The organism is Natronorubrum texcoconense (assembly GCF_900100335.1).
GTDB lineage: Archaea > Halobacteriota > Halobacteria > Halobacteriales > Natrialbaceae > Natronorubrum > Natronorubrum texcoconense.
In genome coordinates, this window is the sequence record NZ_FNFE01000001.1 from 1,212,860 (window position 1) to 1,225,627 (window position 12,768).

Genomic DNA, 12,768 nt, shown 5'->3' on the forward strand with positions numbered 1-12,768 from the left:
CTATCACTCTCTCAGTGAGAGGGGAGCGAGGCTTGCGAACAGAGCCTCCTCCGTTCGCACAACCTCGCTTCCCTGGTCCGGAACCGTATTTAGCCAGAGGTCGAACCCCGGATCGGCAGTGGGTTCGACTCCGTCGACCGCGTCGCCCGTTCCATCCGCAGGGGTGACGGCGGAAGCCTCGATGTCGAGGATGTCCGGCAGCCCTCGTTCGGGCGCCCCGAACGCGACGGTCATCCCGTCTCGTTCGACGCGTCCGGCCAGCGTCTCGAGCCGCCCGACGGTGAGCTTCTCACCGAATCGGGAGGCTGCGATACAGACGCCGGCGTCCTCACGGCCGAGTGCTGCGGAGAGGTCCGTCCGCTCGACCGACAATCCCGGAAGGGGATCGTCGACGAGTTTCGCCCGGACCGGTCGTCGCGAAGAGATCCTGACGGTCACGCGCTCCCCCTCCTCGACCTCCATTTTCGGAGGAACGTTGAGGGAGATCGGGTGTTGCAAGCCGCAATTGACCCGGACGCGCCCTTCAGGTCCGACCTCGGTCACGATTCCTTGTCTTGACGACCCCGAACCGTCAGATTCGGAGCCGGTCTGTGACATGGCGCGGAGCGGCGGCAAGATGCCCACATACTCCAGTTCGTCCCGCATCCCCCATGCCTCGTTGCGGAGGTATGGCGGCGTTGCGGCGTACCGCAAGACGGTGTGTACGAACCCGCCGTCGAATCGCCCGGTTTCGCCATCCCGGTCGGGATAGACGATCAGGCGATCGGCCCGGAAGATCGTCGCCGCGCGGGCGACGTATCCGAGTTTGCGAGTTGCCTCGCGTTTGTCCTCGGCTTCACGGGTGAGCGACGACGGGACGAGTATGCTGACGGTCATGCCGAAACGCTTCGGCGCCGCGTCACTAGACTGTAGCGATGTGTTGCCGGTAATGTCTTAAAAGGGTAGCGGATTCGATCCCGGCTGTGAACGGCTCACACCCACGAATTCGTGTGTTACAGCCACACACTCTGTAAAAGTGATAACTACGTGACCGATTTGGGGAAAATGGGTTCGTTGGGACGGGTGTGAGGACTCGAGAACCGATAGCGGGCGGTCAGATAGCGACATGTTCCGACATGGCGATGCCGCTCCGATTCGCAACCCTTATACATCCCTCCGGGAGTAGAATAGAGTGCAGCAGGGCGCTGGTAGTGTAGTGGTATCACGTGACCTTGCCATGGTCACAACCTGGGTTCAAATCCCAGCCAGCGCATTTCTCCGAACACAACACCACGAGCGTTGCGTAGCAACGCGAGTATTCCGTGTTCGGAGAAATCGTTCTTGGATTTGAACGAGACCAGTCGCGCGCAGCGGAGCGAGCACGTCTGGGCGTTGTTCAAATCCCGGCCAGCGCACTTCTGCGGCGAACAACTCCGACGAGCACACGCTACGCGGTGCTCGTCACTCGTGAGCCGTGAAGTCGCTCTGGGTTTGAATCAGACTGAGGTTCTGCGAGCGTAGCGAGCAGGTTCTCAGGCGTTGTTCAAATCCCAGCCAGCACATTTTGACGGCGATCAGTTCCGATCGAGCACCGCGTACGCACGCTCGGTATCGGGAGCCGTGAAGTCGTCAGATCAGTCGCACGCAGCGTACGAGCCTGTCTGGCCGTTGTTCAAATCCCAGCCAGCACGCGTATCTAGTGATTACTCGTGGATCCGGCAACTATCCTCGAGCCCGGACTCTCCCTCGAGGGCCACAACCGAGAATCAACCCGGCCATCGAGGCGGTGAGCAACCGATTACGTCGGAACTCGTGAAGAGCGATAGCGCATCGCCGTGTCGGAGCGTCATCTCGCTGGGAACCGCCATCTGCCCGCAAATAGGCTCGAAGGCGTCGTTTACGAACGGAAACGACGAGTCTACGCTCGGTAACACGTGATTGTACTGACGGGACGACAGAGATATCCGTCTCGGTGACCATCAATAAAAGAATACTATCCGACTGATCGAACAGTTCTCGCAGGGTTTGGGTCAAAATCAGTAACTAATGCTGCCTGCGATTGGCTTTTATACCGTGGCTTGCTACGGGTCAATGGACAATTGAACTCGTGATTTAGCAATGCAAACTGAACTCCCTACCCCCGACGACGCGAACGACCTCCAGTACGACCAGACCAACGATCGCTACGTCTTTCACCACGATTTCGACAGCACCGCGACGATCACCACGACGATCGTCCACGCCATCGCATCGATCGCGGACACCGACGTCTCCCAAGGCGAGTTCTCCCTCTACGACAGCGTCGATCCGGACGCGCTCGATCGCATCTTCAGCAAGAAGGCCGACGGCACCGAACGCTCCGGCGGTCACATCGCCTTCACCGCGCTCGAGCACGAGGTGTACGTCTACGCGAACGGCGACGTCATCGTCTACCCGCCGACGGAGACGAGCCGTCCCGGCCAGCCCAACTGAACCTGGCACCTGTCCGTCCCCGTCGCTCTCTACTCCCCGTTTTTCGACGCTCGAGAGCCGTCGCTTCGGCGCTCCGCGAGCTATCGAACCGCCGGGGCCACTGCCGCGTGAGAGCGCCGGAGCTGAAATTCGTCGCGGAGGTCGACGACTCGAAATCCGCATGGAACGGGTTTAGGAGCCTTCGCGTCGTCAGCAAACTCGATGACGGTAATCGCACTCCTGAGCGTCGCACCGGTGGTCGAAGATAGTATGTCCGGCGAGATCGCGAAGGCCGTCGACGCGCTCGAGGCGTACGACGTCGAGTACGAGACGAATCCGATGGGGACGGTGATCGAGACGGACGATATCGGCGAACTGTTCGCGGCCGCGCAGGCGGCCCACGAAGCGGTCGACCACGATCGCGTCAGCACCGTGTTGAAGATCGACGACAAACGGAACCGAGACACGAACGCGGCGGCGAAAGTCGAGGCCGTCGAGGAGCACCTCGGCCGGGCAGCGAGAAACAAAGACGAGTAGGGGAGTACGCGTGGGAGGAATCTCGCGTTTGAGCGCGGCGACAAACGCTCGATCCAGGCGGCGAGCAGCGCCGTGGAGACGAGTGACCGACTTCAGGCGGGGACGACTTTTACCGGTCGATCGGTGTCGAGGATGACGGACTGGGCGACGCTGCCGAACAGTACTTTCCCGACCGGCGACTGTCGGCGAGCGCCGACGACGAGTTCGTCGACGTCGAACTTGTCGGCGACGTCGACGATGGCCGCGGCGGGGTTGCCGGTTGCCGCGTGAATGGTGGTGTCGACATCGGCTTCAGCCAGTTCGTCGACGGCCAGCGAGAGCGTCTCGATCAGCTCATCGAGCTCGTCGACCGAGAGATCGGAGCGAATCTTCCCGATCTCCACGTCCTCGTCGCTGTCGGCGAACTCGAGTTCCTTCCTGACGTGCAGCAGTTCGACGGCGACGTCGTCGGCTGCGTTCGGGAGATCGAGAACGGCCTCGATCTGCGCGCTCACTCGGTCTGGTTGTTCGTCGACCGGGACGAGTACTGTGTACATGGTCGAAAGAACAGTCCAATCACATATCAAACCACCCATTGAAACACGTGCGTGGGAAAACCGGCACACGCCGGGCCCGCAGTCGCTCGTAACGACCCAATCTGCGCCGCCGTCGACTTGCTCTGCGAACGAACGGTCGAGAACGAAGTCGATCGGCTCGAGTCCGGTACTCGAGTTTCCTCGGACGCTGTTAGTCCAGGTGCTCGACGAACTCGACGACGTAGCCGCTCGGGTCGTAAACGAAAGCCGCCCGGACGTCGATGTGGTCCATCGTGACGGGTTCGATCTCGACGTCACAGTCGGTCTCCTCGACGACGTGTTCGTACGTCGCGTCGGTGTCGTCGACCTCGAGTGCGACGTGGTCGATCCCGGTCGGTTCCGGTACGGCGTCGCCGCCGGGATCGTACTTGAACTGGAGTTCGGCTCCGTCTTCGGTCCCGATGTAGACGTTTTCGACGCCGTCGTCGGCGGTGAAGCTCCAGACGCGCTCGAGGTCGAGGACGTCGGTGTAGAACTCGAGAGTCGCGTCGATATCGTCGGTCCAGAGTGCCGTGTGGATGACCTCCATACCGGCGCTTTCGGATCTGCGACCATAATAGTTGTTCCTCGGAAGCGGAGGCAGTGGTGGATGTGGTGAGCATTCCTCGAGCCGTTCGCGGGAGTCGGATACCGCCAGAATCGACCGATGCTCACCGAACGACGGTCACGGGGACGGGCGACCGCCTGACGACGGTTTCGGCGATGCTCCCGAGCAGGATTCGGGTTGGACCGGATCGTCCGTGGCTCCCCATGACGACGTGATCGACGCCGTGTTCGTCGACGTACTCATTGATCGCCCTCGCTGGGACGCCCTCTATCAGCGCCGTTTCGATTTCGACGTCGTGTTCACGGCTCGTCTCACGGGCGCGCTCGAGTAACTCCTCACCTCGCGCCTCCACCTGTTCTATGAGTTCCGGCGTGTACGCGTACCCCTCGTCGTACAGGTGATACTGACGCGGGTTGAGTACGTGGACGACGGTCAGTTGCTCCTCGGGATATTCGCGGAGCGCGTACTCGAGAGCCTTCGTCGACGGGGGCGAGTCATCGAACGGGACGAGGATGTGGCGTGCCATGATACCAATACGCATTGTACGAGCAAATCGTCATCGGTCGAGTTGTGGAGACCGTACCGAATGCCGTAACGACGAAGCGTGTCAACGGGTGCTCGAGCGCGTGACGGACGGTCGAACGGCTGGTAGCGAACGGACCGAACACCTGAGAGGGCGAGTCGGTCGCGAATCGATGCCGAGGACGCCGCTCGATCGGCCAAATTACGTGAAAAAGTGGTATGTGTTATCGTGACGAACTACTACGTATGAACTCCGAATGCCCCGACTGCGGATGGTTCGGCGACGCGAACGAACTGAACTGGATGATCGTCGAGGGAAACACCGGTGTCGGTGGCGAACGCGTCTGTCCCGACTGCCGGAGTTCGAGCGTGCTTCTGTTAGCGTGAGCGCCTACGAGTTTCGACGGTAGAGCACGATCAGGAGACCGAGGGCGACGAGCGAGGAGAGCGCGAGCAGCGACCACGCCGCACCGTAGCCGATACTGTCGACGAGGTAGCCAAACGCCGGTGGCGCGAACAGCGCGCCCGAGTTGAGCGCGAGTTGGCCGCCCGCCGTCGCGCTCGCGATGCCGTCGGAGGAGACGAGCGAGCCGATACAGGAGTAGTAGATGCCGGTGAATCCGAGGATAACGAAGCCGAGCAGCGAGAAGAGGACGAGCGCGACGACCGGCGAGTCGACGACCGTGACGGCGACGAAGAGGACGACCGACGCGCCCGCTTGCGCGATGAGAATTGCAAGCGTCGAGGTCGTGAGCGATCCCGAGAGTCGATCCGCGAGCCAGCCGAAGGCGATTCGGCCGGTGCTGCCGGCGACCTGTGCCGCGGCGAGAGTTATCCCCGCGAAGACGACGCCGGCCCCGACGACCTCGTCGACGTAGAGGATGGTGTAGCCGGTCGTCGTGAACAGTCCGGCGCCGAGGAAGAAGCCGGCGACGGTGAGAATCGCGTACTCGACGTTCGCGAGGTGGCCGCGGATCCCGCCGTCGTCATCGGTCTCGCTCGGCCCACCTTCGTCGTACGCGATCCAGAATCCGACGGCGACGAGCAGGGCAATCGCGCCGGCGAGGATGAACCCGGCTTCCCAGCCGAATCGCGTCGCCCCGAACCAGGGGATGACGAGGGCGCTGATACCGCTCCCTGCCGTCACGCCGACCTGTTTGATCCCCATCGAGAAGTTGAGTCGCTCCTGCGGGATCGCGTTGAAGACGGCCGTGTTCGTTCCTGGCATCGCCGTGGCGTAGAAGGCACCGAGCACGAAGACACAGACGAGCAGTACGGGATAGGAAGGTGCCATCGTAAGAACTACTGCAGCGACGCCGAGTCCGAGCAGTCCGACCGACAGGACGAGCGCCTCGCCGTACCGATCGATGATCGAACCGACCGGAAGCAAACAGAGCGTATACCCCGTCATGAGCGCCGTCATCATCACGCCGATGTACGTCGCCGACACGCCGTACTCGTTCCGGACGAACGGCGTCACCGCGTAGATCGAGTAAAAACAGATGCTCGCGGTGACCTGCCAGCCGAGGATGAGCGCGGTGTATCCTTTCCAGCCGCGGGCACGCACGTTGGAACTCACGTCAGTGAGTCCGCTCACTGTCGATCACTCCATCCGCCGGGCCGAGCGGTCCCGTTTGAATCGGGGTGGTCGGAGACGATAGCGGCTCGAGCGTGCGCTCTCGAACCGTCGCCGTCGTCCGAAACGAGGGCGGCGTACATACAGACATGCACTGAGACCGAACTATAAAACACGTTCACTCCCGGAATCGAGCTGTCAGTCGAGCACGACGATCGAAGCTGGACCGATGAGCACGGACCGGTCGGTGGCGGCGAGAGCCGAGAACGGAACGCTCAACAGGCCCGCGGAGGTAGCGGTCGTATGGAGCGTACGACCCTGACGGTCGACGGAATGGCGTGCGACGGCTGCGAAGCAACCGTGACGGACGCCCTCGAGTCGCTCGAGGGCGTCGTTTCTGCGACGGCCGATCACGAGACGGCGGCGGTACGGATCGAATACGACGAGGGATCGGTCGACGAAGCGACGTTCGGATCGACGATCGAAAACGCCGGCTACACGGTCCCGTCCTGAGCGCGGCTCGTCCGAATACGGTCCGACCGGGTCGGTTTTGCCTGCAGCTCGAACGCTGTCCGTAGTACAGCACGCTGCAATCGCTGCTGTTCGTAGCGAGCAAGCGACTGTGGACGAGTCGAACGAATCAAAAACGGGTCCACCGTCGAAACGGTCGGCCGCGCGTTACTTCTGGCGGTCGTTGATTCCGGACGTGATCGTCGTGAGTCGGCTGAGCGGCGTCTCCTCGCCGACGGCCGCCTGCGTGAGGTAGAGGAAGCCGACGACGGCGAGCGCACCGACCTGAACGATGAACTCGGGGAAGACCATCAACGTGACGCCGAGCGCGAAGAACACCCCGCGAAGGGCGAGCGCTGGCGCTCGATTGAGATCGAACTGGTAGTTCAGTCCGTGGATGATCGCGAGCGCGCCGAGCAGGATGAGGAAGCTCGTCAGAAGCACCCCGCCGCCGAACTCACCGCCGTGGTCGACGATTTCGGGGTGATAGAGGAACGAGAACGGTAGGATGAACAGCGGCGCGGAGATCTTCACCGCCTCGAAACAGGTCCGCCAGAAGTTCGAGCCGGCGATCCCCGTCGCCACCGCGACACAGGTCGCGATCGGCGGGGTGAGCCCCGCCAGAATCGCCGCGTAGAACACGAAGAAGTGCGCGGCGAAGTCGGGCAGCAGGAAGTCGTGGACGAACGTCGGGGCGATCAGCAGCGCGACGACGGTGTAGGCGGCCGTCGTCGGCATTCCGAGTCCGAGGATGATACAGATGATCATCGCCATGATGGCGCCGAGGACCAGCACGCCGCCGGAGAGGTCCATCAGGGCGAGCGAGATCGCACCGGGGACGCCGGTCGCCTCGAAGAGGTCGACGACGCCGTTAATCGCGGCCAGAATGATCGCGACTGGCGCGAGGACGACGACACCTTCGCGAAGCCCGTCGATCGTCTGTTTGATCGTATCGACGAACTGCCAGAAGATGAGTCGGATGCTGGACGTGTCGTAGGCCGTCTTCGAGGTCGGAATCGCGATGCCGAGCGCCGCCATCGAGAGGACGGTGTAGAACGCGGAGGTCTGGACCGTCCACTGGGCGATCCCGAGCAGGTAGATGAGGATCAACAGCGGAATACCGAACTTGATCCCTTCGAGCGCGAGCTCGAGCTGGCTGAGTTTCACGTCGAAGTGTCCCTTCATCTCCGGGTTTTCGATCTGCGGTGCCGCCACGTAGTGGACGGCGACGACGATCGAGATCATGAGGATCGCCGCGGGGATCAACCCGGCGACGAGCACGTCGACGTACGAGACGCCGGTGATGAGCGAGGCCATAACGAACGCGCCGGCTCCCATCACCGGCGGCAGAACCTGACCGGACGTCGACGCGACGGACTCGATCCCGCCGGCTGTCGCCGGTTTGACGCCGTTTTTCTTCATCATCGGGATCGTGAACGAGCCGGTCATCCCCGCGTTTGCGGTCTGACTCCCGTTCACGGAACCGATGACGGCGCTCGCCAGCACCGCCGTCTGTGCGACGCCGGAGCTGATGTACTTCGCCGAACGAACGGCCGCACGGAGAATCAGGTCGAACGCACCGTAGGCCTTCAACATCCCCGCATAGAGCAGGAACAACGCGATCCAGGCGGCGGTCAGCTGGGTCAGGAATCCGAAGAACCCGTCGACGGTGATGACGAGGATTCGGAACGTTCGGTCGAGCGAGAGTCCGCCGTGACCGAGCGTTCCGGGAACGAAATTCCCGTACAGTCCGTACGCGATTCCGGCGATAACCACCGCGAGGAACGTCATTCCGAACGAACGCCACGTGAGGTACAGCATCACGAGCGTAAAGGACGCGGCGATAACCGTCTCGGGTTGCGTGATGTATCCGCGATCGATGAGCGACCTGAAGTTCGTGTAGAGATAGACACAGGTCACGAGCGTAATCGCCGCACACGTGAGCAAGGCCGCCGTGTCGAGTACGTTGTCGCGTGCGAAGAGCCGCTTGACGTCTTTTGTGATGAAGTCTGTACCCCCGTCGACGTTTTGAATCAGTTCGTAGAGGATGTACAGCAACAGAATCCCACCGAGGAATCCGATCCCGAACAACCCTCGTGGTGCCCCGGACGTCGACATGTGCATGATGTAGATCCAGAAGGGGATCGTCAGCAGAACGAAAAGCGAGTGGAGCGTCGTATATCGCTTGATGTTCTCGCTCGAGAGTCGCTTTCGTACGTTCTCCATGATCGGGCGCTCCCCGAGTTCTGGGTCTACGTATCTTTGGTGCCCGTCGTCGGTTGCCGGTGATGCAGATTCGTCCGGATCACCAGCGTTAGTTGTATTGTCGTCTACCATCGTTTGCTGGCCTCTCGTTGGTCAAAATGATCCACTGGTCCAAGTAAAATTCGGTACTTGTTAGCCGATTAGTCGTCGGCTTCGCCTTCTTCCCAGTCGTCGTCCCAGACGTCGTGTTCCTGCATGAACTCGGCGACGCCGGGGTGAACCTCGAGGTCGGGCATGATCGCCTCGGTGAACACTTCGGGATCGTCGTAATCGAGCGTCGTGTTGTCCGCCTCGCGCATCGTATCGTGGTGTTCGTGGGCGATACGAGCCAGCTCGTAGGTTGCCTCGGCGGAGACGTCCGATCCGAACGCCCACTGGCCGTCGAGGACCCAGCTCGTCACTTCGTCGACGCCGAGTTCCTCGGTGACGTCCTGTTCGAACCCGTACGGCTCGAAGGAGTCGACACGTGCACCCTCGTGGTCCTCGAGCGTCTGCTCGAACTCGTCGTCCGTCTCGATGGTGTACAGCGAGCCGTCGCTTCGGACGTCGACTTCCTGACACCAGCCGGCGAGTTCGACCCGGTTCGATCCGTAGAGGACGAGCGCGTCGACGCGGCCCTCTTCGACGGCGCCGGGAATGTCGTCCGTGTTCTCCTCGTTGACGTCGTTCGCGTCGAGGATACCGTCGTCTTCGAGCAGCTCCGTCGTGATCAGGTTCGTCCCGAAGCCGGGCTCGATCGGGTAGATCGTGTAACCGCCGTCACGGAGATCGGCCGTCGATTCGATTCCGGAGCCGTCGAGTGCGACCCAGAACATCTCGAGGCTGGTGAACACGAATCCCTGCATCGGGAGCTCGTCGACGGGCTGTTCTTCGAACGGTCCCGTACTTTCGATCGCGTTCGCCAGGGAGTTGTTGTCGACGCTGATCGTGCTGAAGTCGCCAGCGTCGAACTCGTGGAGGTTCGCCGTCCATCCCTCGGAGGTCTGTACGTTTACGTCGACTTCCTCGCTGTGTTCGTCCGCGGCGCGTGCGAGCGCCTGTCCCGCTGCCTGCGATGCACTCCCGCTCGACGTCCCCGCAATCGTAATCGTGTGTTCAGCGCCGTCACCGAGACAGCCCGCAAGACCGACGACCCCAGCCGCAGCAGTTGCCTTCAGTACGTCTCGTCGTGACCCCTTCGCCTTTCGATCCATATGTGAACGTGTTTCTTGGTAGGTTTAATCATGTATAACTGTTTTGGTCCAAGAAAGTGATTTTTTATGAAACGTATTTGCTACCCATCACAACTAATGAAAGATAATTCGTAAAGAGATATTTTTCCAAAACCTTACAATCGATCTACCCACTACGAAAAAGTGAAACGACGGTTCCGTGCGCAGGACGATACGGAACCGACGTCTGCGAGCGTCCCGACGCATGCGAAACTGCAAGAGGTTTCAGGACGGACGCAGAAGCAGTTCTATGGAAAGTCTCAATCGGATGGCGATCGAGTTGGTCGACGAGGCCCTCGAGTACGCCGAGGAGCTGAATATCGGCGGCTACGACCTCGAGAACGAGGCGAGCGTCCTCGACTTCGGTCTCGAGTTCGACGGCGGGATCGAGGCCGGACTGTTGCTGACGGAGATCCAGACGGCGGGGATGGCGACGCCGAGTCACCGACTCGGCGAGATCGGTGGGGCACCGATCCCGTTCGTCGAACTCTCGACGGATCAGCCGGCCCTCTCGCTGCTCTGCTCGCAGAAGGCCGGCTGGGAAGTGATGACGGAGGACTTCGAGGGGCTTGGCAGCGGCCCCGCCCGAGCGCTCGTCGCCGAGGAGGAGGAGTTCCACCGCGTCGGCTACACGGACGCCTTCGATCTGACGGCGCTGGCCGTCGAAACAGATCAGGATCCGACCGAAGCCGCGGCCGAACACGTCGCGGACCTCGCGGAGGTCGAGACGAGCGGCGTCTTCTTGCTTGCCTATCCGACCGCAAGCCTGGTCGGGAGCGTCACGAACGCCGCCCGGACGGCCGAATTGGCGACGTTCCGCCTCTCCGAACTGGGCTACGACCCGCTGGATATCGTCTCGGCGACGGGCCGAGCGCCGGTGGCCCCCGTCGCCGCGGACGAGCGGACGGCGATCGCCCGGACGAACGACGCTATCGCCTACGGTGGGACGGCCCACCTCACGGTTCGCGAGGATGCCGACGTCTTCGAGGACGTCCCGTCGACGGCTGCCGAGGGCCACGGTCGGCCGTTCGGCGAAATCTTCGACGATCTCGAGTGGGACTTTGCGGAAGTCCCCGCGGACCTCTTCGCGCCCGCGAAGGTGACGATCGACGTGCTCGGCGGGCCGACGTACGTCCACGGTGAGACGGACGAAGCGCTGCTCGTCGAGTCGTTCGATCTGTAGCCGTGCAGTTCAAACCGGTTCCCGAACCGCCCGACGACTTCGAGACTCTCGAGGCCATCCTCGAGGCGGTTCCCACGGAAGCCGGCGTCGTCGACGACTGCTGTCGGCATCTCCTCGAGGAGACCCGTCTCGACGCACGAAACGAGGCCGAGGCGTGGCTCGTCTTTCTGCGGGCGCTCGAACTCGTGACCGAGGAGCCAGCGGGGTATCGTCGGTGCTCGAGCGCGAAGGGCGTAAGTGACGACACAGCGCTCGATTCAGATCGCCTCCAGCAGGCGTTTCGCGACCGTGTCTACGGAGCGAATTCGGTGCTCGAGAGACTCGAACGAGCCGAGACGCCGCGCTCCACCGAGGATGTCGTTGCTGAGCTCCGTCAGCAGTCGACCGTTTTCGACGGTCGGAGCGACACCCGTCGAAATCGCTTCGACGATGGCGTTCGCGTTCACCGACTGCTCGAGTGGGCCACGCTGTTAGGGCTCGGAGAACGAACCGACGACGGCCAGTACAGGTAGTCGTCACTGCGGAGAGACGAAGGCTCGCCTGCCATCCACCGGTTTCGTGAACGGAATCGACGTGGCGACCAATTCGTTCGGTAGCCCATCGATGAATCATTTCTAGCGGTAGTTTACGCTCGAGCGCGGGTACCAAAAAGAATTTTACAGTTGCTTTCCCGCGTTATCCTATGCTTCCAAATATTGTATTACAACAAGGTGGTGCCGCTATCGGCTTCCTCTTCTTTATCGTTTTCACCGTCATCTTTCTCGCGATGGTCGTGTGGGTGTACACCGATGCGGAGCAAAACAGCGACCACCCCGCGTTTCTCTGGGCGATCGTCGTCTTCCTCGCGCCGCTGTTGGGACTCGTCCTGTACTTTCTGCTCGGACGGAACGCCCGCAACAGTGGCTTTTAGCACCAGTATCACGGTCTCGCGAACCGACTACCGGTCCGTTGGCACTCGAGGATCAATCGGCCGATTTTACCCGCTCGCGCTCGAGGTCGTACTCGATGACCGACCGCGCGCTCAACTTTCGAGCAATCGTCGATTCGATACGCAACGATGCGGAGTCGAGCGACGAATCGACCATGATCGTCAACGCGACCGGAACCGATCCGGTCGACGTCTGTCAGGCGGTGTATCGGCGCCTCGAGGAGCACACCGACCACGCCGACTGCGAGTTCTACATGAGTCTCAACACGCGTCGCGAGATGGAACGCGGGCTCGTGAAACGCGGCCCCGAGGCAGCCTCGCTTGACTTTCTCGAGCGACAGATCCGAACCGACGTCTCGATGCCCGACGAGACGGTGCTGTTCATGGAACCCGACGCAGTTACGCTCGGCGGCACGATCACCGGCTCGTCGCCGATCGGGGTGGGAACGATCTCGAGCGCGGAAACCGAGTGAAAACGAGAATC

At 61.8% G+C, this 12,768-nt stretch carries 16 protein-coding genes and 1 tRNA gene; 9 read left to right on the top strand and 8 right to left on the bottom strand.

Features of this window, described 5'->3' with window-relative positions:
* Positions 1 to 3: 3 nt before the first annotated feature.
* On the bottom strand, positions 4 to 876 hold the full coding sequence (locus BLT08_RS05805) for a putative RNA uridine N3 methyltransferase (protein ID WP_090303796.1): 873 nt from the start codon (positions 874 to 876) through the stop codon (positions 4 to 6).
* Between the two features lie 305 nt (positions 877 to 1,181).
* On the opposite strand from BLT08_RS05805, the gene BLT08_RS05810 reads away from it, so the two are divergent.
* The 3 genes from BLT08_RS05810 (at position 1,182) to BLT08_RS05820 (ending at position 2,967) form a co-directional block, all read left to right on the top strand.
* Positions 1,182 to 1,252 (top strand) — tRNA-Gly (locus tag BLT08_RS05810).
* Between the two features lie 845 nt (positions 1,253 to 2,097).
* Positions 2,098 to 2,451: a HalOD1 output domain-containing protein gene (locus tag BLT08_RS05815; RefSeq protein ID WP_090303797.1), complete on the top strand. Its 354-nt coding sequence runs from the start codon at positions 2,098 to 2,100 to the stop codon at positions 2,449 to 2,451.
* A 201-nt stretch (positions 2,452 to 2,652) separates the two neighbouring features.
* On the top strand, positions 2,653 to 2,967 hold the full coding sequence (locus BLT08_RS05820; RefSeq protein ID WP_090303798.1) for an MTH1187 family thiamine-binding protein: 315 nt from the start codon (positions 2,653 to 2,655) through the stop codon (positions 2,965 to 2,967).
* Between the two features lie 92 nt (positions 2,968 to 3,059).
* Here BLT08_RS05820 and BLT08_RS05825 read toward each other — a convergent pair whose 3' ends face one another.
* The 3 genes from BLT08_RS05825 to BLT08_RS05835 all read right to left on the bottom strand — a co-directional run bounded on the left by BLT08_RS05825 (position 3,060) and on the right by BLT08_RS05835 (position 4,615).
* Positions 3,060 to 3,503 carry a universal stress protein gene (locus tag BLT08_RS05825; RefSeq protein WP_090303799.1) on the bottom strand — a complete coding sequence of 148 codons (444 nt, stop codon included), beginning with the start codon at positions 3,501 to 3,503 and terminating at the stop codon, positions 3,060 to 3,062.
* A 190-nt stretch (positions 3,504 to 3,693) separates the two neighbouring features.
* Positions 3,694 to 4,071, bottom strand: coding sequence for a VOC family protein (locus tag BLT08_RS05830; protein WP_090303800.1), 378 nt, complete (start codon positions 4,069 to 4,071; stop codon positions 3,694 to 3,696).
* Between the two features lie 121 nt (positions 4,072 to 4,192).
* Entirely contained in the window at positions 4,193 to 4,615 is a 423-nt protein-coding gene (locus BLT08_RS05835) for a universal stress protein (protein ID WP_090303801.1), read from the bottom strand.
* A 242-nt stretch (positions 4,616 to 4,857) separates the two neighbouring features.
* On the opposite strand from BLT08_RS05835, the gene BLT08_RS22885 reads away from it, so the two are divergent.
* Positions 4,858 to 4,998: a hypothetical protein gene (locus BLT08_RS22885; RefSeq protein WP_175529238.1), complete on the top strand. Its 141-nt coding sequence runs from the start codon at positions 4,858 to 4,860 to the stop codon at positions 4,996 to 4,998.
* A gap of 4 nt (positions 4,999 to 5,002) precedes the next feature.
* Here BLT08_RS22885 and BLT08_RS05840 read toward each other — a convergent pair whose 3' ends face one another.
* Both BLT08_RS05840 and BLT08_RS23570 read right to left on the bottom strand, forming a co-directional pair.
* Entirely contained in the window at positions 5,003 to 6,208 is a 1,206-nt protein-coding gene (locus BLT08_RS05840) for an MFS transporter (protein WP_090303802.1), read from the bottom strand.
* Positions 6,205 to 6,330: a hypothetical protein gene (locus BLT08_RS23570; RefSeq protein WP_281245254.1), complete on the bottom strand. Its 126-nt coding sequence runs from the start codon at positions 6,328 to 6,330 to the stop codon at positions 6,205 to 6,207. Before BLT08_RS23570 ends, BLT08_RS05840 begins: the two co-directional genes overlap by 4 nt.
* A gap of 160 nt (positions 6,331 to 6,490) precedes the next feature.
* On the opposite strand from BLT08_RS23570, the gene BLT08_RS05845 reads away from it, so the two are divergent.
* A complete protein-coding gene (locus BLT08_RS05845) occupies positions 6,491 to 6,700 on the top strand; it encodes a heavy-metal-associated domain-containing protein (protein ID WP_090303803.1) in 210 nt (69 codons plus the stop codon).
* 165 nt (positions 6,701 to 6,865) lie between these two features.
* On the opposite strand, the gene BLT08_RS05850 is transcribed toward BLT08_RS05845, so the two are convergent.
* A complete protein-coding gene (locus tag BLT08_RS05850) occupies positions 6,866 to 8,923 on the bottom strand; it encodes a TRAP transporter permease (RefSeq protein WP_217636371.1) in 2,058 nt (685 codons plus the stop codon).
* Between the two features lie 179 nt (positions 8,924 to 9,102).
* Complete coding sequence (locus BLT08_RS05855; RefSeq protein ID WP_217636372.1) at positions 9,103 to 10,155, bottom strand: substrate-binding domain-containing protein; 1,053 nt, start codon at positions 10,153 to 10,155, stop codon at positions 9,103 to 9,105.
* Between the two features lie 268 nt (positions 10,156 to 10,423).
* Between BLT08_RS05855 and mch the strand changes: the two genes are divergently transcribed.
* From mch to BLT08_RS05875, 4 genes are all read left to right on the top strand, one after another.
* Positions 10,424 to 11,356, top strand: a complete 933-nt coding sequence (gene mch / locus BLT08_RS05860) for a methenyltetrahydromethanopterin cyclohydrolase (RefSeq protein WP_090303805.1) — start codon at positions 10,424 to 10,426, stop codon at positions 11,354 to 11,356.
* Positions 11,357 to 11,358: 2 nt separating this feature from the next.
* Positions 11,359 to 11,868, top strand: a complete 510-nt coding sequence (locus BLT08_RS05865; RefSeq protein WP_090303806.1) for a double winged helix-containing putative transcriptional regulator — start codon at positions 11,359 to 11,361, stop codon at positions 11,866 to 11,868.
* 170 nt (positions 11,869 to 12,038) lie between these two features.
* A complete protein-coding gene (locus tag BLT08_RS05870) occupies positions 12,039 to 12,266 on the top strand; it encodes a PLDc N-terminal domain-containing protein (protein WP_090303807.1) in 228 nt (75 codons plus the stop codon).
* A 95-nt stretch (positions 12,267 to 12,361) separates the two neighbouring features.
* A complete protein-coding gene (locus tag BLT08_RS05875) occupies positions 12,362 to 12,757 on the top strand; it encodes a hypothetical protein (RefSeq protein ID WP_090303808.1) in 396 nt (131 codons plus the stop codon).
* The last annotated feature ends 11 nt before the right edge of the window (positions 12,758 to 12,768 follow it).